We start from the raw sequence: 21551 nt of genomic DNA, 5'->3' as shown, positions 1-21551 counted from the left end.
TCGGGCCGGCGCGCGATGCACCTGCTGAGCACCCAGCCCGGCCGCTTCGTCGAAGACGACAGCGTCGTCACCCGGCTCGACCAGACGCCGGGCGAGATCGTGGTGCTGAGCTCAGCCGACACCACGCTCGCGCTCTTGGCCGCGGCACGCAGCGCGCTCGCCGCCACCGACCCCGGCTACCCCTCGCTGCGGCTGGCCAACCTGCAGTACCTGCGCCAGCCGGCCTCGCTCGACCTCTACGTCGACGAGGTGTTGCAACATGCGCGCGTGGTGATCGTCGATCACCTGGGCGCCGAATCGGCCTGGGCCTACGGGCTGCAGCAGATCGAGAAGCTCGCGCGCCGCAAGGGCCAGCAGCTCGCGATCTTTTCGGGCGACCTGCAGGAAGACGAGGACCTGCTGGCGCGCAGCACGCTGCCCCCTTCGGTAGGCCGCCAGCTCTGGCAATACACGCGTGCGGGCGGCGCGGCCAATGCGCTGCAGTTTTTGCGCGCCATCGCCTTCCACGGCCTGGGCCACGGCGAGGCGCCGCAACCGCCGCGCAGCCTGCCGCAGGTGGCGCTGCATGTGCCGGGCGGCTTCGGCGCCGCGCACACGGTGGCCGGCATCGACGACCTCCGCGCGCTGTGGCGCGACGGTGCGCCCGTGGTCGCGCTGGTGTTCTACCGCTCGCACCTGCAGTCGGGCAACACGGCGGTCTTCGATGCGATGGCCGCCGCGCTGCGGGCCGAGGGCCTGAACCCGCTGCCGGTCGCGCTCGATTCCCTGAAAGACCCGCTGTGCATCTCCGCGCTGCGCGGCCTGTGCCGCGAGCATGGCGTGCAGCTGGTGCTCAACACCACGGCCTTCGCGGCGCTGGGGCAGGGCGGCAACGCGGGCGATGCCGTGGCCGAACTCGCAGGCGATGCGCCCGTGCTGCAGGTGATCGTGAGCGGTGGCAACCGCGAGGACTGGCTGGCCGACAGCCAGGGCCTGCGCCCGCGCGACATCGCGATGCAGATCTCGCTGCCCGAGATGGACGGCCGCATCGTGACGCGCGCCATCAGCTTCAAGGGCCTGTCGCACCGCGACGAACTCACGCAGACCGAGGTGGTGAACTACCGGCTCGAGCCCGACCGCATCGCCTTCGTGGCCGAGTTGGCGCGGCGCTGGTGCCGGCTGCGCAGCCTGCCCGCCGCGGACAAGCGCCTGGCGCTGATCCTCGCCAACTACCCGGGCAGCGAAGGCCGCATCGGCAGCGGCGTGGGGCTCGACACACCCGCGTCGGTGATCGCGATCCTGCGCACGCTGGCCGCCGAGGGCCATGCGCTGGGCGATGCCGACAAGCTGCCGGCCGATGGCGACGCGCTGATGCACACGCTTCAGCAGGGCATCGCCAACGACCCCTCGCAATGGCCGCTGCGGCCCGCCTGGCAGAGCTATGCGCTGGCCGACTACCGCGCGCGCCTCTCTGCGTTGCCCGATGGCATGGCCGCGGCCATCGACGCGCGCTGGGGCGCGCCCGAGCAGGACCCGTCGTTGCGCCAGGGCCGCTTCATGATCGCGGGCCTGCGCCTGGGCCGCGTGTTCGTCGGCATCCAGCCAGCGCGCTCGCTGGCGGTGCAGGGCACACAGGACTATGCGAGCTACCACGATGCCGAGCTCGTGCCGCCGCACGGCTACCTGGCCTTCTACTTCTGGCTGCGCGACGTGTTCGCCATCGACGCGGTGGTGCACGTGGGCAAGCACGGCAACCTCGAATGGCTGCCGGGCAAGAGCCTGGCGCTGTCGCAGACCTGCTGGCCCGACGCCATCCTCGGGCCGCTGCCCAACGTCTACCCCTTCATCGTCAACGACCCGGGCGAGGGCGCGCAGGCCAAGCGCCGCACGCAGGCCGTGATCGTCGACCACCTGATGCCGCCGCTGACGCGCGCCGAGAACCACGGCCCGATGCAGGACCTCGAGCGCCAGGTCGACGAGTACTACGACGCGCTGCTGGTCGATGCACGCCGCGCCCGCGTGCTGCGCGCGCAGATCCTCGCGACCGTGCGCGCGCAGCACCTGGTCGAGGAGCTCGCGCTGCCCTCGGCCGCGGCCGACGACGACACCGTGCTCGCACGCGTCGACGCTTACCTGTGCGAGCTCAAGGAAACGCAGATCCGTGACGGCCTGCACGTGTTCGGTCAGTCGCCCGAAGGCCGTCTGCGCCGCGACACCCTGCTCGCGCTCGCGCGCTACCCCTCGGCCGACGGCGCGGGCGAGAACGCGGGGCTGCTCGATGCGCTGTCGCGCGACCTGCTGCCCGACGATGCGTTCGAGCCGCTCGACATCGAGCCCGCCACGCCCTGGCAGGGCGCGCGGCCCGCGCTGCTGGAGTCGGTCAGCGACGAACCCTGGCGCCATGCGGGCGACACGCGCGAGCGGCTGGAACTGCTCGCGCAGCGGCTGCTCGACGAGGCCGATGCAGGCATCGCGCTGCCGCAGCCCATGCCGCACACGCAGGCCGTGCTCGGCCGCATCGCGCATCGCTTGTCGCCCGACCTCGACGCCTGCGGCACGCAGGAACTCACCCAGCTCTCACGCGCGCTGCAGGGCCGCTTCGTGCCCGCCGGCCCCAGCGGCTCGCCTTCGCGCGGCCGGCCCGACGTGCTGCCGACCGGGCGCAATTTCTACTCGGTCGACACCCGCGCCATCCCCACGCCCACGGCCTGGATGCTGGGCCTCAAGTCCGCCGCGCGGCTGGTCGAGCTGCACCTGCAGGAACACGGCGAGTACCCGGTCGCGATGGGCCTGTCGGTCTGGGGCACGGCCACCATGCGCACCGGAGGAGACGACCTGGCGCAGGCCTTTGCGCTGATCGGCGTGCGGCCCAAGTGGGCGGCGGGCAGCCAGCGCGTGGTCGACTTCGAGGTGCTGCCCACCGTGGGCATCGGCCGTCCGCGCATCGACGTCACGCTGCGCATCTCGGGCTTCTTCCGCGATGCCTTCCCGGCGGCCGTGCAGATGTTCGACGCCGCCGTGCAGGCCGTGTCCGCGCAGGAAGACGAGGACGCCGAACGCAATCCGATCCGCGCCCGCATCCTGCGCGAGGCCGCCGCGCTGGAGGCGAAGGGCCTCGATGCCGCCACCGCGCGCACGCAGGCCGGCTGGCGCGTGTTCGGCTCGGCGCCGGGCCACTACGGCTCGGGCCTGCAGCCGCTGTTCGACCGCGGCGACTGGCAGAGCGACGACGACCTGGCACGCGCCTACGTCGACGGCGGCGCCCATGCCTACGGCCAGGGCAGCGACGGCGTGCCCGCGCAGGCCGCGCTGGTCGAGCGCCTGAAGACCATGGACGTGGTGCTGCAGAACCAGGACAGCCGCGAGCACGACCTGCTCGACTCCAACGACTACTACCAGTTCCAGGGCGGCATGGTCGCGGCCGTGCGGCACCTGAGCGGCCAGCAGCCCGCGATGTACCACGGCGACCACGGCAACCCGCAGGCGCCGCGCATGCGCACCTTGAAGGAAGAGATCGGCCGCGTGATCCGCGCGCGCGTGGTCAACCCCAAGTGGATCGACGGCGTGAAGCGCCACGGCTACAAGGGCGCCTTCGAGATGGCCGCGACCGTCGACTATCTGTTCGGCTTCGACGCCACCGCGCGCGTGGTCGGCGACCACCAGTACGCGATGGTGGCCGACGCCTACGTGATGGACCCGTCCACGCGCCAGTTCATCCAGGACCACAACCCGCAGGCGCTGCACGACATGCTGAGCCGGTTGCTTGAAGCCATGCAGCGAGGCCTGTGGCAGGCGCCTGGCGACTACCAGCGACAACTTGAAGACCTGCTGCTCCAACAAGAACAACGAATGGAAAAAGCATGACTCTCCCCCAGTCTTCGCGCACTTCGTGTCGCTTCGCCAACCCCCTTCCGGGGGCAGTACCAGCAGCCCGGCAAAGCCGGTTCTGCGGTGCTTTTGGCAAAGACCTTTCCCCTTCTTTGGAGACATTGGCATGAACAGCGCCGCATTGCCGCTGCCCTTTCCCTTCGCCGCCATCGCTGGCCAGCCGCAGTTGCGCCAGGCGCTGCTGCTGGCCGCGGTCGACCCCGGCCTGGGGGGCGTTCTGATCGAAGGCCCGCGCGGCACGGCCAAGTCCACGGCCGCGCGCGCGCTGGCCGAACTGCTGACCGGCGCGCCCTTCGTCACGCTGCCCCTGGGCGCAAGCCTCGAGCACCTGGTCGGCACGCTGGACCTGGGCCAGGCGCTGGCCGGCCATCAGGTGAAGTTCGCGCCCGGCCTGCTGTCGCGCGCGCATGGCGGCGTGCTGTACGTCGACGAGGTCAACCTGCTGCCCGACGCGCTGATCGATTCGCTGCTCGACGTGGCGGCCAGCGGGGTCAACAGCGTGGAGCGCGACGGCATCTCGCACCGCCATGCCGCGCGCTTCGTGCTCGTCGGCACCATGAACCCGGAGGAGGGCGAACTGCGTCCGCAACTGCTCGACCGCTTCGGTCTGTGCGTGCGCCTGACCAACATCGACGACGCCGCCGCGCGCCAGGCCATCGTGCGCGCCCGCCTGGCCTTCGACGCCGACCCGCAGGGCTTCCGCGCCGACCATGCCGACGCCCAGGGCGCCCTGGCCCTGGCCCTGGGCCGCGCCCGCGCCACCGTGGCCGACCGCGAGGCGCTGCGCTACGAAGACGAAGTGCACGCCGCCGTTGGCGCGCTCTGCATGGCCGCGCAGGTCGACGGCCTGCGCGCCGATTTGGTGATGCTGCGCGCCGCCCGCGCGCTGGCCGCCTGGGAGCAGGCCGACACGCTTACGACCGCGCATGTGCAGCAGGTGGCCGACCTGGTGCTGCTGCATCGGCGCAAGCCAGGCACCGAGAAGAGCGCGCCGGCTCCCGCTTCCTCTCAGGCCGGCGCGCCGCGTCCCTCGTCCGGCCAGGGCAACGGTGCATGGGGCGATGCGTCCACGTCGCCATCCAATGACGACACCGACTGGGGCGCCATGCCGACCGAGCCCGTGGGCATCGAACGCGTCAAGCCGCTGCGCCCGCTGATGGCCGCGGCGCCTTCACCGCAAGGCGCGGCCCACACCCCAAAAAAAGCCTGAGCCTCCGGAACGCCGATCCCGCTGGCGCGCGCCAGGGTGACCGGAGGCAGGGCACGCAACGGGACACGTCGCGCATCGCATCGTCGATGCGCAGCACCGCCTACGACTGGCCCCGCACGCTGATGGCCCGCGGCGCCGAGGCCCAACTGCGCCCCGAACACCTGCGCCGCCGCCCGCAGGAAGCCCGCAGCGACGCGCTGCATTGCTTCCTGCTCGACTGCTCCGCCTCGATGCTCAAGGACGGCAAGCTCGCGCGCGCCAAGGGCGTGCTGGTGGCGCTGATGGAAGAGGCCTACCGACGCCGCGACCGCGTGGCCCTGCTGTGCTTTGGCGGCAACACGGTCGAACTGCGCATGCCACCGCGGCGCGCAGGGGTCTGGAACGACGCCTGGCTGGCGCCCATTGCGGGGGGCGGGGGCACGCCGCTGACCTTGGGCGTTCAACAGGCGGGGATCCTGCTGGCGAAGCATGAATCCGCACAGCGGTGGTTGTGGCTGTTGACGGATGGGCGGAGTACGGAGAGTCCGGTGCGGCCTGTGGGGGTGGATGTGGCGACGGTGGTGGACTTTGAGGCGGATCGCGTTGCACTCGCGCGCGCCAAAGCGTTGGCGCAGACCTGGGCCTCAGGGTATTTTCGAGCGGATGAACCGGGAGGGATGCGCGCTGATCTTCCCGCTCCGCTTCCTAAACTCCATCCGCCACCGCAAACCGCAAGGTGAACGCCGTCCCCTCTTCTGCCGACGATGCCACCGCCATCGTCCCCCCGTGTGCCTTCGCGATCTCGTTGACGATGTAGAGGCCCAGGCCGACGCTGCGCACGGTGTTGCTGCCGCCGGTGTCGACGCGCACCATCGGTTCGAAGACCGTGGGCAGGGTAGCGGCGTCGATGGGATCGCCCAGGTTGTGGACCCGGAGTTCAGCCTGCATGGCGTCGATCGCCGAGGTGACGGTGATGGGCGTGCCGGCCCGTCCATAGGCGGTGGCGTTGCCGACCGGGTTGCCGATGAGCTGCGCGAGCCGGTCCTGGTCAGCCACGCAGGCGCCCGGGCCGTGGGTGCGGTGCGCGATCTCGCGGTCGGGAAAGGCGAGCCGGAGTTCGTCCAGCGTGTGTGCCGTCAGCGCGTGGAGGTCCATCGCTTGCAGGCTCACAGCCAGGCCCGTGCCGACGCGCGCCTGCGTGAAGTCGAGCAAATCCTCGATCAGCCGCTGCGCGCGTTCGGCCGAGCTGCGCACGTGGCGCAGCACGCGCATGCGGCGCTCGTTCTCGGCGCGGCCCAGCAGTTGCACGCCCATCAGGATGGCCGACAGCGGGTTGCGCAGGTCGTGGCTCACGATGCCGATCATCTGCTCGGCGAACAGCGCGCGGTCGCGCAGCAGGCGTTGCGACCGGAGTTCGGCTTCGAGCATCGCATCGGCCTTCTTGCGCGCGTTCATGAGTTCGCGCTCATAGCGGTTGCGGTCCTGCGCCACGAAAGCCGCGACCTCGTCGAACTCGCCCTCGGCGCGCTTGCGGCGGCGCGCGTTGAGGATCATCGGGATCAGTTGGCCGTCGGGGCGGCGCACCTCGAACTTGACCTCGGCCAGCGAGCCCTGCATCTGCAGCGTGGGCACCCAATGGGTCTGGTGGAAGATCCGGCCGCCCACGGTGAACAGGTCCTGCAGCCGTTTGGCGCCCACGAGTTCGTGGCGCGGCATGCCCAGCCAGTCGCAAAAGGTGGTGTTGACCTTGAGCAGGGTGCCATCCAGCGCGGTCACCAGCAGGCCGCAGGGGGCATGCGGGCGCTACCGGTCCCAGCGCCGCAAGTCCGGCGTTGTCGCCATCTCCCTATAGGCCGCCAACTGCCGGGGAACACGCGGTCGAGGATTTGTTGGCGCCCATGCCGGGGCGTGGCGAGTCCGATCGCAACGTTGCAAACCCTGCAGAGCGGGCCCTTGGGCGCCGGTCCGATGAAGAACCCGGTTCAGACCCACTGATCGTTGTCGACCGTCCGCTCGCCCCGCGCCCCGTCGCCCGTGTTCGCCACGCCGCGCGGCTCGATCAACAGCAGCTTGACCTCCGCGGCCGCTGAGGGCCGGTGCGCGACGCCCTTGGGTACCACCGCCATCTGGCCCGCGCGCAGCACGATCACGCCCTCGCCGGAAGGGTCGGCGCGGTGCGCGATGCGCAGCTCGCCTTCGAGCACGATGAAGGTCTCGTCGGTGTCGGCGTGCAGGTGCCATTGGAATTCGCCCTGGACCTTCACGACCTTGAACTGGTAGTCGTTCATCTCGGCGACGACGCGCGGTTGCCAGTGCGCTTCGATCCGGTCGATCTTGCCGGCCAGGTCGATGGCCTGGCATTGGCCGCGCGCGAACGGCGCCGCTGTGGAGGGGAGGGGCTGGGACATCGAACGCTCCGTTCTTCTTCAGTGGAAAGCGCCGAAGATACGCAGCGCGATGGCCGCTGTATTGAACGTTCGTGGGCGACCGTCAGCCGCCGTGCACGCCGGCCGTGATGCGCAGCCAGCGCCCGGGTGTCAGTCCGAAGGTCTTCGTGAAGTGCCGCGTCATGTGGCTCTGGTCGGCGAACCCCGCAGCCGCCGCGGCCTGGGACAGCGAACTGCCCTGGCGCAGCAGGCGGCGCACGACATCCAGACGCCGCAGGGTCTGGAAGCGGTACGGGCTCGTGCCGTAGTACAGGCGGAAGTCGTGCGACAGGCTCCAGCGATCGCGTCCCGTCGCCGCTTCGAGTTCCGCCAGCGTCACGGCTTGCGCTTGATGCGCGTGCAGATAGTCGTGCGCGCGTCGCGCTGCGTTGAAGTCGCCTGGCGGCCGGCGTGGGGCGGCGCCCGCAACCGTTTCCAGTGCATGCGCCAGCTCGACCAGTGCCTCGCTGTGTTCGAGCGGCTCGAGCATCGCGCTCGCGTGCTGCAGCAAGGTCGAGGTCGCTGCCGCCAGGCGCGGATCGGTGGTCACGCCGCCTTCGATGAAAGGCAAGGGCCGTCCCTGCAGCACTGCCTGAAACAGGGCCGGTTCGACGTAGATCATGCGGTACTGAAACCCCTCGTCGGTACCGGCCTGTCCATCGTGGGCCTCGTCGGGATGCAGCACCATCGTGTTGCCGGGCAGGCTGTTGCGTTGCCCGCGCCGGTACTTGAAGCTCTGGACGCCGGCGATCGTGCGGCCGATCGCATAGGTGTTGTGCCGGTGCAGGGCATAGGCCTTGCCGTGAAAGCGCGCCTCGATGCGTTCCACGCCGTCGATGGGTTCGGCGTGCCTCACCCATTCGGTACGCACGTGCGCTGGCTTTCGGTTCATGAAGGCCATGGTAGCGAAGCGCCACGGCCTCGATGCGCAGCGTGATGGGCATGGGGCCGCTTGGCGCGGCAGCCCTGCGCACTGGCTGCGCAGGGCTGCCTGACATGACCTGTGACGCTACCGCTGCGCCTTCTTGCGCTTCTCCCGCGTATCGCTGGGCAATTCCGCAGGCGTCTTCCCGTCGGGATTGCTGCCGGCACGGGGCGCCGGCACGTCCTTGGGATCGGGGCTGCCGGGCAACTTGGGTCCTCTGCGCGGGGTCATGGCATCTCCTTGAAACTCAGCTGGAGCGTGGGCTGTTCACCGTGTGGCGGGCTTTCCGGCCGGCGAGCTGCCGCCGGTGGTCGACTGGTCGATCGGCTTGTCGCCTTCGCGGACCTTGCGCTCGACTTCGGGCGCCGCGTCCTTCGCGGGCTCGGTCCTGGGCTCGCCGCGTTCCGCCTCCGTCTTGGCGGTCTGCTTCATGGCGCCTTGCACCGATGTCGGCTTTCGGGTGGGTTCGGTCATCTGCGTCCTGGAGGGGTTCGATGTGCTGCGCGATGCCCCGGAACGCGAGCCGATGTCGGCGCGCGTCGGGGGCGTCGGCATCAGGCGGCGGCCGTCGTCTCGGACATGAGCTCTTCCTTGCGGGCCTGCAGTTCGTCGCGCATGGCGACCAGGTCCAGGTTGCGGGCGGCGCGCGCCTTCACGAAGATCTCGTTGCGCTCTTCCTTCACGTGGTGGTCGATGTACTCGCCTAGCACGATGACCTTCGCGCACCACTTGCTGTCGTTCTCGTCGCCGTCGCGGATCTGTGCGATCAGGTCCTTCGCGCTCGCGTGCTCGACCTCGGCCTCGTCGAGCAGGTCCTCGGCCTTCACGGCTGCCCGCAGTGCGGGGTAGAAGATTTCTTCCTCGATCTGCGCATGGACGCTGAGCTCCAGGCAGATCTGGTCCGCCAGTTGGCGGCGTTTGGCAGGCGCTGTCTTGGCCTTGGATTCGGCCAGGGGCTCGAATTCCTTGAAGAGCTTCTTGACGTTCCGGTGGTCGGCATCGAGCAGGCTGCAGGCATCGGCGGGGGTGCGGGTGGTGGCCATGGGGGTGTTCCGTTGTGTTTCGTGGGAACCTGAACATCCACCCGCGCCGCAGGCGCTTGCGTAGGACCAATGCGATCGAAGCGCGAGGTGAGCGACGGACACGGCACCTTCGATGCCGTCGCGGCCTTGCGGTCGCGCTACCGCGCCCGGCTGCGCGTCGGTGCGATCGGCGGCGGGCGATGCGGCGCGTAGGGTGTCAGGTATCGATGCGCCACATCGACCGACGACGCGACGCCGACCGAAGACCGGTGTTCGTCCAGCCAGCGCTCGCAGGCCGCTCGGCCCGACTGTTTGAGCGCCTCGAACAGCGCCATGCCCACGCTGCGCTTGACCGACGCTTCGATCGCCAGGGCGGAGCCCTCCTGCGGCAGGCTGATCATGTGCATGCGGATGTCGTGCCCCTGGGCGTTGAGCAAGGCGAGGTCCTTGAGCTCGGAGACCAGGCCGTTGAGGGAGGCGATCTCGTTGATGCGGTTGAGGATGTTCTTGGCGGCCATCGGTATCTCGTCGCGCTGCGGCGGGGTGAGTTCGACCATCAGCAGGTCGGCTTCGGTCTGGCCCTCGTGCAGCGGCCACAGCGATGGGTTGGCGGCGTAGCTTCCATCCCAGTAGGCGTCGTCGCCGATCTGCACCGCCTGGAAAGCCATCGGCGCGCACGCGGACGCGAGGATGGCATCGATGGACATGTCCTCCGGTGTGAACACGCGGTTGGCGCCGCTGTGGGCGCTGACGGCATTCACATACAGACGAGGCCCGTGGCCGTTCCGCAGGGCGTCGACGTCGATCAGCGTGCCGAGGATCGCTCGCAGCGGACCGAGCCCGAGCGGATTGGCGACGTAGGGCGAGATCAACGGCATGGCGTCGTCCCAGACCCCCCAGCTGGGCTTTTTCAGCGGCAGCAGGAGCATGGTGAAGGGAAGACCGGCCACCGCGACCTGCTGCCAGAGCAGCGCCAGGCTTTCACGGGCGCCCGCCCGGCCGTCACGCGCATAGCCTGTGGCCAGCGCCGCACCGTTGAGCGCGCCGGCACTGGTGCCGCTGATGCGATCGATCTCGATGTCCGGCTCCTCGAGCAGCCGGTCCAGCACGCCCCATGTGAAGGCGCCATGGGCGCTGCCTCCTTGCAACGCAAGGTTCAACTTCAATGCGCGTTCCGCTTTCATGCCCACTCCCAGGTGCCATCGGCGATGGCGTATCGCACTATGGCGGTCGGAGCGCGCCGCTGGCGTAGGCGGGAGAGCACACGTGCGGCGATGCAGACGCGCGGGCCGGCCCTCCGGCCACCGGGCTGGCCGTCAGTCGGGCTTGATGTTTGCGCGCGCGATGACCTTCTTCCAGCGTTCCTGCTCGATGGCGATGAACTTGGCGAACTCCTCGGGCTTGTCGCCCACGGGCTCGGCCGCATCGCCGCGCAGCCGCTCGATCACGGCCGAGGTCTTCATGGCCTTGATCGTCTCCTGCGACAGCTTGGCGATGTGGGCGGCCGGCATGTTCGCCGGGGCCAGCATGCCGTACCACTGCGTCATCTCGAAGCCAGGGAAGCCTTGCTCGGCCACGGTCGGCACGTCGGGCAGCTGGGGCAGGCGCTTGGCCGAACCGGTGGCGATGCAGCGCACCTTGCCGGTCTTGATGAAGGGGATGATGGCTGCGGCGCCGATGGCCGAGGCCTCGAGCCGGCCCGAGAGCAGGTCGGTCAGCATGGGGCCGGTGCCGCGGTAGGGCACGTGCAGCATGAACACGCCCGAGGTGATCTTGAGGTACTCGAAAGCCAGGTGGCCCGCGCTGCCGTTGCCGGCCGAGCCGTAGCTGAGCTTGCCTGGGTTCTTCTTCGCGTAGGCGATGAACTCGGCCAGGTTCTTCGCCGGCACGTCGGGGTGCACCACGTAGAGGCTCGGCACCTTGGCCAGCAGGCTCACCGGCTTGAAGTCCCTGGTGGCGTCGTAGGGCAGCTTGTCGAAGATGTAGGGGTTGACGGCCAGCGTGCCGATGTGGCCCAGGATGATGGTGTGCTGGTCTTCGCTGCGCGCCACTTCCGACATCGCGATGTTGCCCGCCGCGCCGGGCTTGTTGTCGACGAAGACGCTCTGGCCGATGGTGTTCGACAACTCGGCCGCGGTCGAGCGCGCCACGATCTCCGAACTGCCGCCGGGCGCGAAGGGCACCACGAAGCGGATCGACTTGCTGGGCCAGGCCGGCTGCGCCAGCGAGGCCGCGGGCAGCGCGCCGCCCAGGCCCAGCGCGCCGGCGAACTGGAGCAGGGTTCTGCGGGATGGATGCGTGGCTTCTCGCGCGGTGGGGGTGTTGTCGAACATGGGGTGTCTCTGATCGTTGGAGGAGCTGCCGATAGTGATCGAAGGAAGCTTTCAGAAGCCTGTCAGCTGCGGGGCGAGGTGTTCTCGCGACCGATCGAAGATGAAGCGGCGGGCTGGGTGACGGTCAGCCGCGTGACCAGCCAGGGCGCGCTGCAGCAGCGCGCCCTTATTTGCCAGCCGCGTCGAGCTTCAAGCAGCGCTGCGCTTCCTCGGGCCGGCCGGCCCCCAGTGCCGCGGCGCGCTCGGCGCGCAGGCAGGCCATCAGCGTGTCGTCCTTGCGCGACCACAGGCCCTTGTCCTGGCAACGGATGGCGCGCGTGGCGAGCAGTGCGACCGCGTCGCTGTCGTCGACCTGCAGCCAGTTGGATTCGTGCACGAATTCCTCGGCGCTCTCGCAGCTGTCGCGGGTCACAGGGCCGGTGAACTCGTAGGCCAGCACCAGTTCGGGCGTGGCGGGCGGTGCGCCGATGCCGGTCTTGCCCGGCGCCGCGGCCACGGCAGGCGGTGCATGGCTGCCGAGCAAGCGGTTCATCACGCCCGAGAGCACGGCGGTGGCCAGCACCAGCACGAAGAGGCCGCCGACGACCGTGTTCAGCGTCTTGCGGGGCGTGCCGAAGTGACGCTCCTTGCGCTCGGCCTGGCGCGCCCACCGGGGCGCGAGCTTCGCATGCACCGCCTGCCATGCCGGCAGATGGGCGTGGCCCTGCGGGGCGAGGTGCAGCGCGAACCAGTCGGGGAAGTCGCCGGCCATGTGTTCGAGAACCTCGGCGAAGCTGCGCGTCTGCTCCGCCTGCGGCGAGGGCACGCGCGTGACCGTGGCCAGTGCCTGCTGCTGGAGCGCGATCGCCGCCGGCGTCTGCGCCTGCCACTGCAGGCCCTGGTTGATCACGCGCGAGATCCAGTGCGCGGCCTGGGTGCTGGCGATCGGCCGGGCGTTGCGATCGGTCCAGTGGAAGCGCCGGGCCGCGATGTCGAACAGCACGGCGCGACCGGCCGGGTCGTCGTGCAGCAGGTCGGCGATGCGGGCTTCGAGCTGCGCATGGCTGTCGAGGTGCAGCAGCCGCGGGTCGGCCAGCGCGTCCTCGAGCACGGCCGCGACGGCGCCGGGGGCTGCGTCGCGCAGTTGTGCGGTCCAGTGCTGCAGGGCCTGGCGCGCCTCGTCGGGGCGCTGCGGTGGAGGCACGGGCACGGCGGGGGCCTGTGCGGGCGGTGGTGCGAAGGGCGCGGGCGTCTCCGCGCGGGGCGCATCGAAAGGCGAGGCCGCGGGCACATCGGGCCTTTCGGGCCCTGCTTGATCGTCGGTGTCGCTGTCTTCCTCGTCTTCGCTGTCCTCGCCGTATTCTTCTTCGTCCTCTTCCTCTTCGTCATCCTCCTCGTCCGTGCGTGCAGCCCAGGCCTGCGCCTGCTCGTAGGCCTGGCGCAGCCGCTCGAAGGCCTCGCGCTCGCTGGCCTGGTCGATGGCCTTCAGCGCCACGGCGTAGGCGCGCTTGATGGTTTTGAGGTCACGGGTCGGCGCGATGCCGAGGCGCTCGAAGGCGGCGGTCACGGTGCTCAAAACACGAAGTCCGGGTCGAAGTGGTTGTCGCGCTCGAAGAAGCCGATGGCCTTGCGCAGCCGGTCGCGCGCCGGCCGGATCTGCCGCTCGTCCTGCGATTCCAGCGTGAGCTCGAAGCGGGAGATCTCGTCGCCCAGCCGTTCGCGCGTGTCGCTGCGCAGCTGCTGGAACACGCGCTCGGCCTGCGCCACCAGCGCGCGGTTCTCGGCCTTGTCGCGCGGGTGGATCTTGAGCTCGGCCAGTTGCGCGAGCCGCGCCGCGATCTCGAGTTCGCTCAGCACGCCGCTGTTGCCCTGGATCACCAGCCGGTGCACCTCCTGCGTGGCCAGCACCGTGGCCTCGACCTCCAGCAGGCCGTTCACGTCGTAGGTGAAGCGCACTTCCACGTTGGCCTCGGCACGCGGCGCGCGGGGCAGCGGCACTTCGAGCGTGCCGAGCTTGATGTTGTCGCGCACCAGCCGCGCCTCGCCCTGGAAGATCTCGAGGCTCAGGATGCGCTGGCCCTCGCTGACCGGGATGTAGCGCTTGACGCGGCTGGCCGGCACCACGGTGTTGCGTTCGATGATGGGCGAGAAGTAGCCGTCGACCTCGCCGCCGCCGGGCATGCGGTGCACGGTCTCGACGCCCAGCGTGTAGGGGCAGACGTCGGTCATCACCACTTCCTTGAGCGCCGCATCGCGCGCCTTCAGGCCGGCCATCACGGCAGCACCCAGCGCCACCACCTCGTCGGGGTTGATGTCCATCGCGGGAAAGCGGCCGAACATGCGCGTGACCATCTGGCGCACGATGGGCGAGCGCGTCGCGCCGCCGGCCAGCACCACGTTGTCGATCTCGCCGGCGCGGATGCTGGCATCGCGCAGCGCACGCTCCACCGGTGCGCGCAGCCGGGCCAGCAGCGGCTCGCTGATCGCGCGGAAGCGCTCCTGCGTGAGCGTCAGGGTGTGTTCGCGGTCCTGCCAGTGCAGCGCGAGGGTGGCGCTCTCGTGGTCCGACAACGCGCGCTTGGCCACCTCGGCGCGCGCGACGAGTTGCTGCATGAAACCGCCGTCGGCGCGCGCGCTCTCGGGCAGGCCGGTCTCGGCGAAGAAGAGTTGCACGATCTCGTTGACGAAGTCCTCGCCGCCGAGGAAGTTGTCGCCGGCCGTGGCGCGCACCTCCATCACGCCTTCGAACATCTCGAGGATCGAGACGTCGAAGGTGCCGCCGCCCAGGTCGAACACCAGGAACTGCGTCGCGTCCTCGTCCTGGTGCAGGCCGTAGGCCAGCGCGGCGGCCGTCGGTTCATTGACCAGCCGTTCCACCTGCAGCCCCGCGAGCTGCCCCGCGATGCGCGTGGCCTTGCGCTGGCTGTCGGAGAAGTAGGCGGGCACGGTGATCACAGCCTCGGTCACGGGCTCGCCCAGCATGGCTTCGGCATCGGCCTTGAGCGAGCGCAGCACCAGCGACGACAGCTCTTCGGCGCGGAAGCCGCGCGCGCCGAGCTGGAAGGTCTTGTCGCTGCCCATGTAGCGCTTGAACAGCGCGGCGGTCAGCTCGGGATGCGTCTGCAGCCGGTCGCGCGCGGCCTGGCCGACCAGCACGCTGCCGTCGGCGTCGATGCTCACGCAGGAGGGCGTGAGGTAGGCGCCCAGCGCGTTCACCACCAGATGAGGGCGGCCGTCCTTCCAGACGGCGGCCAGGCTGTGGGTGGTGCCCAGGTCGATGCCGATGATCATCGCGATTGGTCCTCGTAGGTGCTGCAGGTGGCAAGGGCCACCATGATGCCGCACGCGCGTGGCGACCTCGGGACGCCACGATCAAGCGTCGGTCAGGGGGCAGGTCCGGACGTGTGCGGCGGTCGGCCCGAACGACGCCAGCCGCACCGGCAGGCCGGCGAGCGACTGCATGCGTTCGATCCACTGCGCGGGCGTCGATACGGGCTCGACGTCGTACACGGGTTCGGCGCGCAACAGCCGCCGCGTCAGCGCGGCCTGGGCCCCGAGGTCGGGCACGGGCGGGCAGGGCAGCGCACGCACGGGGTCGGGCTCGCCGTCGATCCGGTAGGCCTCGCACCATCGCAGTGGATGGGCCGCATCGATCGCATCGAGGTGGCTCGCGACCAGGCCGTCGAGCGGGCCGACGGCCTGCAGCGCATAGGCCCACAGCAGCGCATCGGGATGGCCGCGGCGGAAGCGGCCCTGCCAGCCGGTGTCCGCGTTGTGCGGCTCGGGCAGGCGGTCGAGCGCCCCATCGGCGGTGGGCAGCGGGCCGGCGCCATGGCGCGTCAGATGGCTGCGCAGCACACCCAGATGCCGAACGGGCGCGCGGATGCCCGCATCGCTCAGCACATCCTCGACCGCCTGCGTCGACACCGTGCTCCAGGTCGTGTGCGGATGGAAGCCGCGCGCTTCGTCGAGCAGCACGCCCTGCGCGCCCTCGAACACCACGCAGCCCGGCCGGACGAGCCGTGCGGCCACGGCATCGATCGACGCGGGCGGCGCGCGTTCGATGCAGGGTTGCACCGCAGCCAGCCAGCGCCGTGCCACCTGCGGGCTTGCGAGCAGCGCGAACTCCTGCGCCCAGGCGGCGTGTGGCGGCGCATGCGCTGCGAACTCGCTGTGCAGCGTCTGGCGGATGGCTTCCAGCGTTTCGAGCGCGCGCGCTGGATGCAGCAGGTCGCCGTAGCGCAGCACGGTGTCGGGTTGCGCCAGGGCCTGGCGCACGGTCTCGCCGACGCCCACGCCGCAGGTGCCATGGGCCAGCGCGCCGCGCGACCATTCGCGCAGCCGGCTGGCGGCCTGATGGAAAGGGGTGGTGACGCGGCAGCGGGCGTCGATCTGCAGGCGCGCGAAGGCATCGTGCACGCCGACCTTCGTCAGCGCTTCGTGCTCCATCAGCAGCCCGGTCGGATGCACGACCACCGGGCTCGCCAGCAGCGTGGCCGTGCCGGGCACGAAACTGCCGGCACCGAATTGCGAGAACGTGTGGTGCCGGCCGTCGGCCAGCACCACGTTGTGGCCCGCCTGCGCGCCGCCGTTGAAGCGCACGACGGTGTGGGCGGCCTCGGTGCGGCACAGGTGGTCGGTGAACAGGCCCTTGCCGCAGTCGCCGAAGCCCAGGCCCAGCAGCGAGACGTAGCGCGTCACCGTGGCCTGGCGTTCATCCGACCAGCTTCTTCCACCACGAGCCCAGGGTGGTGGTCGCGGTCGCTGCCGTGGGCCGCGCGCGCCGGGGCGCGTTCGGGTCCAGCAGCTCGGCATAGGCCTCGAGCGCATGCGCGACGCTGGCGATACGCTCCTTGGGCGTGCCGTGCGCGGCCATCACCTGGGTGAGGCCCTGAAGGCCGGGCACGGCGTGCTCGGTCAGTGCCACGATGCCCGCGGCCACGGCGCAGGCGTCTTCGGGGGCATCCATGCAGATCACGTGATCGCCCAGCAGCTCGCGCCAGCGGCCTTCGCAGCGGCGGCGGCGCTGCGCGTCGGGGATCAGGAAGAACAGGTGATAGGTCTCGGCGGCTGCCGCGATCACTTCCTCGATCGGGATGTCCTCATCGAGCTTGTCGCCGATCAGGGCTTCGATCTGGTGGCGCGAGACGGCGTTGTAGGGCAGCTCGTCGCCGGTCATGAACAGGTAGCCGCGCTTCTTGCGCTTGGCCCAGGCGTCGCTGTCGGTGTGCTGGGCCAGCACGTAGAAGGCCAGCTCGTAGCTCTCTTCGCCGCTGCCGCCACCGCCGCCCTCGAGGTAGCTCGAGGTGAGCCACTGGTCCATGAGTTCGGCGGTCGATTCGAACTGGCCGACCTGCAGCGGCGCCGAGTCCGACACCGCATCGCCGATGGCCATGAACATCAGCTGCGGATCGGCGACGCCGCAGTCGGTCAAGAGCTTCATGAAGGTCGGCAGCTCCTGGCGCGCCAGCAACTGTGGGATGTCGCCCATCGAGCCGGTGACGTCGAGCGCGAACACCACGGGCAGCGCGTTCGGATGGTCTGCGTTGTCGCGCGACTCGCGCACCTTGAGGCCGCGCGGGTTCATCAGCGGGTGCACGCCGCGCTGGGTGAAGACCTCCTGGCCGGGTTGCGCGGCACGGTCGGCGAGCAGCGCGGCATGGGCCGCGTGCGAGTAGTTGCCATAGCCCATCTCGTTGACTCCTGGGTTTCACGCGCCGTGCGGCGCGGGGTTGAAAGGGATGAATCGGGGCGCGCCGAAAGCGGCCAGCGCGGCCTCGGTCAGCGCGGTCTGGAGGGCCGCGGCGTCCGTGGCCGTGCCGTCCTCGCTGCAGCGGCGCAGCAGCTCGGCGAGCGGGGCGGGCGTGTGCGCGCCCAGGCCGGGCGTGCCGCCGTCGCGGCTGCCGTGCAACACCGCGCGGATCGTCCAGGCCGACTGCTGCAGGTCGCGTTTCACCGCATCGGCCAGCGCCCGGCCTTCGGCATGCCGCGCTTCGCGCCAGCCGATCAGCAGCACGCCGTGGTCGTGCGGATGCACGAGCGCGTGCGCGGGCGTCAGGTCGCGATGGGTCCAGCCCTGGGCATGCACGAAGCCCAGCACCTCGAGCATGCGGCGCCACAGCCAGACGGCATGGCGCGCATCGATGCCCTCGGGCTGGGCCTGCGCCACGGCCGCCAGGCTGCCCCAATGGCCGGGCGCGTGGCGCAGCAGCAGCGCATCGTGCGAGCCGCCGGCCGCTGTGGTGGCCGCGCCCACGCCGATGGGTTGCGGCAGGCGCCGCGTGAAGTAGGCGGCGCCCGGGCCTTGCAGCTTCTGCAGTGCGTCCAGCACGTCGAACTCCCTGCGCAGCGCGTCGGCGTGGCCCGCGACATGCGAGAGCTTCACGGTGACGCGCTCGGGTGCGGCGCCCAGGCGCTGGGCCAGCAGCAGTTCGTGGTGCCGGCCGTGGCCCAGCGGCGCCAGCACGCGGTAGCGCGCCTCGCGCCACTGGAAGATCTGGCCGTCCGCCGCATGAGACTGCGCGCGCAGCCAGGCGGCATGGAAGTCGGCGCGTTGCACGATCTCCTCGCCGCGCATGACGGTGGCACCGCAGTACGGGCATTGCACGGTGCGCCAGCGTGCCGCGCGGGGCAGGGGCGCGGCGCATTGCGGGCAGACGAGGGCCGTGAGGGTCAGCATCGGCCAAGCATACTTGGCCGACTCGGTGCCAGGCGTCAGCGGAAGTCCACGCTGTCCGCTTGCGCATAGTGCGCGCACAGCGCCTCGACCAGTGCCTTGGCATAGGTCGGCAGGCTGGCGCGGTCGCGCACCAGCAGGTAGCGTTCGCGCACGCACCAGGCATCGCTGAGTTCGATCAATGCGAGCTGCATGCCCTGCTGGTTGCGGCGCGCGGCCGATTCGGGCACCACGCCGATGCCCACGCCGCTGCCGATCATCCGGCACATGGCGTCGAAGCTGCCCAGCTGGATGCGCAGCTTCTGGCGCCGGCCCAGGTGCTCGGTGATCTGGGTCAGAAAAGCCTGCAGCGTGCTGCCCTGCGCCATGCCCACCGCGTCTTCATCGAGCGTCTCGGCGAAGGCGATGCGCTTGCGTTGGGCAAAGCGGTGCTGGCGTGAAGTGACGAGCACCAGCCGGTCGGTGCTGAAGTGGATGGCTTCCAGGCCCAGCGTGTCGACGTTGCCCGCGACGATGCCGATGTCGGCCCGGCCTTCGAGCACGCCGCGCGGGATCTGAGCGTTCGGTTTTTCCTGAAGGTCGACGTTGATGCGCGGATGCGCCGCCAGGAAGGCCGGCAGCAGTTCGGGCAGGAAGTCGGTCACGGCCGTGGTGTTGGCGAACACGCGCAGGTGGCCGCGCAGCCCGCCGCCGTAGGCCAGCAGTTCGTCGCGCAGCCTGTCTGTCTGGTGCAGCACCAGCCGGGCGTGGTGCAGGAAGGCCTCGCCCTGCGGCAGCAGGCGCACGCCGCGCGCCTCGCGCGTCAGCAGCTGCAGGCCGGCCTGGGTTTCCAACGCCTTGACGCGCGCGCTGGCCGCGGCCAGCGAGAGGTGCTGGCGCTCGGCCGCGCGCGTGAGGTTGCCCAGCTCGGCGGTGGCGACGAACAGGCGCAGATCGGTCAGGTCGAATTGCATGTGCCGATGCTAGCAAGGCTTCGTGGATTCCGAAGGCTCGATTCCAAACTTGCAGATTGTGCGGAGCCGTCGTGGGCGCGACCATGGCGGCTCGCATGAACAGCTCCACCTCCACCCCTTCCTCCCTCGACGCCGACGCGCTCGCTGCACTGCAGGCCTGGCAGGGCCGCAGCGAGTCGCTGAGCGACCTCGTCACGGCCGCGCCGCTGCGCGCGCTGTCGGCCACGCTCGACCGCGACGATGCCGCGCCCGCCACCGGCACGCGACTGCCCGAACTCTGGCACTGGCTCTACTTCCTGCCGCACCACCGCCAGTCCGAGATCGGCCCCGACGGCCATGCCCGGCGCGGCGGCTTCCTGCCGCCGGTGCCGTTGCCGCGGCGCATGTGGGCCGGCGGCCGGCTCGCGTGGGAGGCGGGCAACCCGCTGCGCGTGGGCGATGCGGTGCGGCGCGTGTCGACCATCGCCTCGGTCACGCACAAGGCGGGCCGCAGCGGCGCGCTGGTGTTCGTGGGGGTGCGGCACGACGTGCACAACGCACACGGCCTGGCGCTCACCGAGGAACACGACATCGTCTACCGCGCCGCCGCGGCCCCCGGCGAAGCCGCGCCCGTGCCGACGCCGGCCCGGACGGATGCCGCCTTCAGCCGCACCGTCGTGCCCGACGACGTGCTGCTGTTCCGCTATTCGGCGCTGACCTTCAACGGCCACCGCATCCACTACGACCGCCGCTACGTGACCGAGGTCGAGGGCTATCCCGGCCTGATCGTGCACGGGCCGCTGATCGCCACGCTGCTGGTCGACCTGCTGCGCCGCGAGCGGCCCGACGCCACCCTGGCGCGTTTCGAATTCCGCGCCGTGCGGCCCACCTTCGACACCGCGCCGTTCCGGCTGCACGGCCGTCCCGAGGCCGACGGCAAGACCTTCCGCCTCTGGGGCGAGGACGCCGACGGCTGGCTCACGATGAGCGCGACCGCCACCCTGGCCTGAACCGACGACGGGACACCATGAAGACAGAAATTCCCACCCCCGACGCGCACCAGGACATGCGCGAGGCCCTGCGCGCGCTGTGCGGCGGCTTCGACGCCGCCTACTGGCAGCAGGTCGACCATGCGCGCGGCTATCCCGAGGCCTTCGTCGATGCACTCACCGAGGCCGGCTGGCTGGCTGCGCTGATCCCCACCGCGTACGGCGGTTCGGGCCTGGGCCTGACCGAGGCCTCGGTGATCATGGAGGAGATCAATTTCTCCGGCGGCAACGCGGGCTCCTGCCACGGCCAGATGTACAACATGGGCACGCTGCTGCGCCATGGCAGCGAGGCGCAGAAGCGCCAGTACCTGCCGCAGATCGCGAGCGGCGCGCTGCGGCTGCAGTCGATGGCCGTGACCGAGCCCACCACCGGCACCGACACCACGCAGCTCAAGACCACGGCCGTGAAGAAGGGCGACCGCTACGTCGTCAACGGCCAGAAGGTCTGGATCTCGCGCATCCAGCACTCCGACCTGATGATCCTGCTGGCCCGCACCACGCCGCTGGCCTCGGTGGCGAAGAAGTCCGAGGGCATGTCGATCTTCATCGTCGACCTGAAAAGCGCGATCGGCCACGGCATGACCGTGCGGCCCATCCTCAACATGGTCAACCACGAAACCAACGAGGTGTTCTTCGACAACCTCGAGATCCCGGCCGAGAACCTGATCGGCGAAGAGGGCAAGGGCTTCAGGTACATCCTCGACGGGCTCAATGCCGAGCGCACGCTGATCGCGGCCGAGTGCATCGGCGACGCCTACTGGTTCATCGACAAGGCGCGCCGCTATGCGAGCGACCGCCAGGTCTTCGGCCGCGCGATCGGCCAGAACCAGGGCATCCAGTTCCCGATCGCGGCCGACTACATCGAGACCGAGGCCGCGAACCTGATGCGCTTCAAGGCCTGCGCGCTGTTCGACGCGGGCCGGCCCTGCGGCGCCGAAGCCAACATGGCCAAGTACCTGGCGGCCAAGGCCAGCTGGGAGGCGGCCAACACCTGCCTGCAGACGCACGGCGGCTTCGGCTTCGCCTGCGAATACGACGTGGAGCGCAAGTTCCGCGAGACGCGCCTCTACCAGGTGGCGCCGATCTCGACCAACCTGATCCATTCCTACGTGGCCGAGCACCTGCTCGGGCTGCCACGCTCGTTCTGACGGAG

General features: G+C 70.3%; 19 protein-coding genes. 5 read left to right on the top strand and 14 right to left on the bottom strand.

All coding sequences use genetic code 11. The annotated features are described in order from the left end of the window. The first annotated feature begins 15 nt into the window (after positions 1-15). The 3 genes from cobN to ACSFBC_RS14440 all read left to right on the top strand — a co-directional run bounded on the left by cobN (position 16) and on the right by ACSFBC_RS14440 (position 5796). On the top strand, positions 16-3843 hold the full coding sequence (gene cobN / locus ACSFBC_RS14450; RefSeq protein ID WP_435511009.1) for a cobaltochelatase subunit CobN: 3828 nt from the start codon (positions 16-18) through the stop codon (positions 3841-3843). A 130-nt stretch (positions 3844-3973) separates the two neighbouring features. Next, positions 3974-5077, top strand: coding sequence for a magnesium chelatase ATPase subunit I (locus ACSFBC_RS14445; RefSeq protein WP_435511008.1), 1104 nt, complete (start codon positions 3974-3976; stop codon positions 5075-5077). A gap of 86 nt (positions 5078-5163) precedes the next feature. Beyond that, positions 5164-5796 (top strand): vWA domain-containing protein, encoded by a 633-nt coding sequence (locus ACSFBC_RS14440; RefSeq protein ID WP_435511007.1) that lies wholly within the window; start codon positions 5164-5166, stop codon positions 5794-5796. On the opposite strand, the gene ACSFBC_RS14435 is transcribed toward ACSFBC_RS14440, so the two are convergent. From ACSFBC_RS14435 to ACSFBC_RS14370, 14 genes are all read right to left on the bottom strand, one after another. Continuing rightward, the gene (locus ACSFBC_RS14435; RefSeq protein WP_435511184.1) at positions 5762-6838 is read right to left on the bottom strand and encodes a PAS domain-containing sensor histidine kinase; all 1077 of its coding nucleotides are present in this window, start codon (positions 6836-6838) and stop codon (positions 5762-5764) included. The genes ACSFBC_RS14440 and ACSFBC_RS14435 overlap by 35 nt on opposite strands. Positions 6839-7038: 200 nt before the next feature. Then, entirely contained in the window at positions 7039-7464 is a 426-nt protein-coding gene (locus ACSFBC_RS14430; protein ID WP_435511006.1) for a cupin domain-containing protein, read from the bottom strand. An 82-nt stretch (positions 7465-7546) separates the two neighbouring features. Next, a complete protein-coding gene (locus ACSFBC_RS14425; protein ID WP_435511005.1) occupies positions 7547-8374 on the bottom strand; it encodes an AraC family transcriptional regulator in 828 nt (275 codons plus the stop codon). 117 nt (positions 8375-8491) lie between these two features. Beyond that, complete coding sequence (locus ACSFBC_RS14420; RefSeq protein WP_435511004.1) at positions 8492-8638, bottom strand: hypothetical protein; 147 nt, start codon at positions 8636-8638, stop codon at positions 8492-8494. A 36-nt stretch (positions 8639-8674) separates the two neighbouring features. Next, positions 8675-8881: a hypothetical protein gene (locus tag ACSFBC_RS14415; RefSeq protein ID WP_435511003.1), complete on the bottom strand. Its 207-nt coding sequence runs from the start codon at positions 8879-8881 to the stop codon at positions 8675-8677. Between the two features lie 80 nt (positions 8882-8961). After that, a complete protein-coding gene (locus ACSFBC_RS14410) occupies positions 8962-9450 on the bottom strand; it encodes a hemerythrin domain-containing protein (protein WP_435511002.1) in 489 nt (162 codons plus the stop codon). A gap of 137 nt (positions 9451-9587) precedes the next feature. Continuing rightward, positions 9588-10613, bottom strand: a complete 1026-nt coding sequence (locus tag ACSFBC_RS14405) for a patatin-like phospholipase family protein (protein ID WP_435511001.1) — start codon at positions 10611-10613, stop codon at positions 9588-9590. A 132-nt stretch (positions 10614-10745) separates the two neighbouring features. Then, on the bottom strand, positions 10746-11762 hold the full coding sequence (locus ACSFBC_RS14400) for a Bug family tripartite tricarboxylate transporter substrate binding protein (RefSeq protein WP_435511000.1): 1017 nt from the start codon (positions 11760-11762) through the stop codon (positions 10746-10748). A gap of 166 nt (positions 11763-11928) precedes the next feature. Then, a complete protein-coding gene (locus ACSFBC_RS14395) occupies positions 11929-13317 on the bottom strand; it encodes a J domain-containing protein (protein WP_435510999.1) in 1389 nt (462 codons plus the stop codon). Continuing rightward, entirely contained in the window at positions 13314-15032 is a 1719-nt protein-coding gene (locus tag ACSFBC_RS14390; protein WP_435510998.1) for an Hsp70 family protein, read from the bottom strand. The genes ACSFBC_RS14395 and ACSFBC_RS14390 overlap by 4 nt, the downstream gene beginning before the upstream one ends. Before the next feature lie 81 nt (positions 15033-15113). Continuing rightward, entirely contained in the window at positions 15114-16442 is a 1329-nt protein-coding gene (locus tag ACSFBC_RS14385) for an adenylosuccinate synthetase (RefSeq protein WP_435510997.1), read from the bottom strand. A gap of 13 nt (positions 16443-16455) precedes the next feature. After that, positions 16456-17433, bottom strand: coding sequence for a VWA domain-containing protein (locus tag ACSFBC_RS14380; RefSeq protein ID WP_435510996.1), 978 nt, complete (start codon positions 17431-17433; stop codon positions 16456-16458). 18 nt (positions 17434-17451) lie between these two features. After that, a complete protein-coding gene (locus ACSFBC_RS14375) occupies positions 17452-18420 on the bottom strand; it encodes a lipopolysaccharide kinase InaA family protein (protein WP_435510995.1) in 969 nt (322 codons plus the stop codon). A 35-nt stretch (positions 18421-18455) separates the two neighbouring features. Beyond that, a complete protein-coding gene (locus ACSFBC_RS14370; RefSeq protein ID WP_435510994.1) occupies positions 18456-19370 on the bottom strand; it encodes a LysR substrate-binding domain-containing protein in 915 nt (304 codons plus the stop codon). A 95-nt stretch (positions 19371-19465) separates the two neighbouring features. Between ACSFBC_RS14370 and ACSFBC_RS14365 the strand changes: the two genes are divergently transcribed. Both ACSFBC_RS14365 and ACSFBC_RS14360 read left to right on the top strand, forming a co-directional pair. After that, the gene (locus tag ACSFBC_RS14365) at positions 19466-20359 is read left to right on the top strand and encodes an HTD2 family dehydratase (protein ID WP_435510993.1); all 894 of its coding nucleotides are present in this window, start codon (positions 19466-19468) and stop codon (positions 20357-20359) included. A gap of 17 nt (positions 20360-20376) precedes the next feature. Further along, positions 20377-21546, top strand: a complete 1170-nt coding sequence (locus ACSFBC_RS14360; protein WP_435510992.1) for an acyl-CoA dehydrogenase family protein — start codon at positions 20377-20379, stop codon at positions 21544-21546. Positions 21547-21551 lie beyond the last annotated feature (5 nt).

The sequence above is a fragment of the Variovorax frigidus genome (assembly GCF_051216515.1).
GTDB lineage: Bacteria > Pseudomonadota > Gammaproteobacteria > Burkholderiales > Burkholderiaceae_C > Variovorax.
This window is presented reverse-complemented; position numbering and strand designations above follow the sequence as displayed.

Coding starts and splice junctions, on each gene's coding strand:
- cobN (WP_435511009.1), top strand. CDS start 16: ATGCACCTGCTGAGCACCCAGCCCGGCCGCTTCGTCGAAGACGACAGC.
- ACSFBC_RS14445 (WP_435511008.1), top strand. CDS start 3,974: ATGAACAGCGCCGCATTGCCGCTGCCCTTTCCCTTCGCCGCCATCGCT.
- ACSFBC_RS14440 (WP_435511007.1), top strand. CDS start 5,164: ATGCGCAGCACCGCCTACGACTGGCCCCGCACGCTGATGGCCCGCGGC.
- ACSFBC_RS14430 (WP_435511006.1), bottom strand. CDS start 7,464: ATGTCCCAGCCCCTCCCCTCCACAGCGGCGCCGTTCGCGCGCGGCCAA.
- ACSFBC_RS14425 (WP_435511005.1), bottom strand. CDS start 8,374: ATGAACCGAAAGCCAGCGCACGTGCGTACCGAATGGGTGAGGCACGCC.
- ACSFBC_RS14420 (WP_435511004.1), bottom strand. CDS start 8,638: ATGACCCCGCGCAGAGGACCCAAGTTGCCCGGCAGCCCCGATCCCAAG.
- ACSFBC_RS14415 (WP_435511003.1), bottom strand. CDS start 8,881: ATGACCGAACCCACCCGAAAGCCGACATCGGTGCAAGGCGCCATGAAG.
- ACSFBC_RS14410 (WP_435511002.1), bottom strand. CDS start 9,450: ATGGCCACCACCCGCACCCCCGCCGATGCCTGCAGCCTGCTCGATGCC.
- ACSFBC_RS14405 (WP_435511001.1), bottom strand. CDS start 10,613: ATGAAAGCGGAACGCGCATTGAAGTTGAACCTTGCGTTGCAAGGAGGC.
- ACSFBC_RS14400 (WP_435511000.1), bottom strand. CDS start 11,762: ATGTTCGACAACACCCCCACCGCGCGAGAAGCCACGCATCCATCCCGC.
- ACSFBC_RS14390 (WP_435510998.1), bottom strand. CDS start 15,032: ATGATCATCGGCATCGACCTGGGCACCACCCACAGCCTGGCCGCCGTC.
- ACSFBC_RS14380 (WP_435510996.1), bottom strand. CDS start 17,433: ATGGGCTATGGCAACTACTCGCACGCGGCCCATGCCGCGCTGCTCGCC.
- ACSFBC_RS14375 (WP_435510995.1), bottom strand. CDS start 18,420: ATGCTGACCCTCACGGCCCTCGTCTGCCCGCAATGCGCCGCGCCCCTG.
- ACSFBC_RS14370 (WP_435510994.1), bottom strand. CDS start 19,370: ATGCAATTCGACCTGACCGATCTGCGCCTGTTCGTCGCCACCGCCGAG.
- ACSFBC_RS14365 (WP_435510993.1), top strand. CDS start 19,466: ATGAACAGCTCCACCTCCACCCCTTCCTCCCTCGACGCCGACGCGCTC.
- ACSFBC_RS14360 (WP_435510992.1), top strand. CDS start 20,377: ATGAAGACAGAAATTCCCACCCCCGACGCGCACCAGGACATGCGCGAG.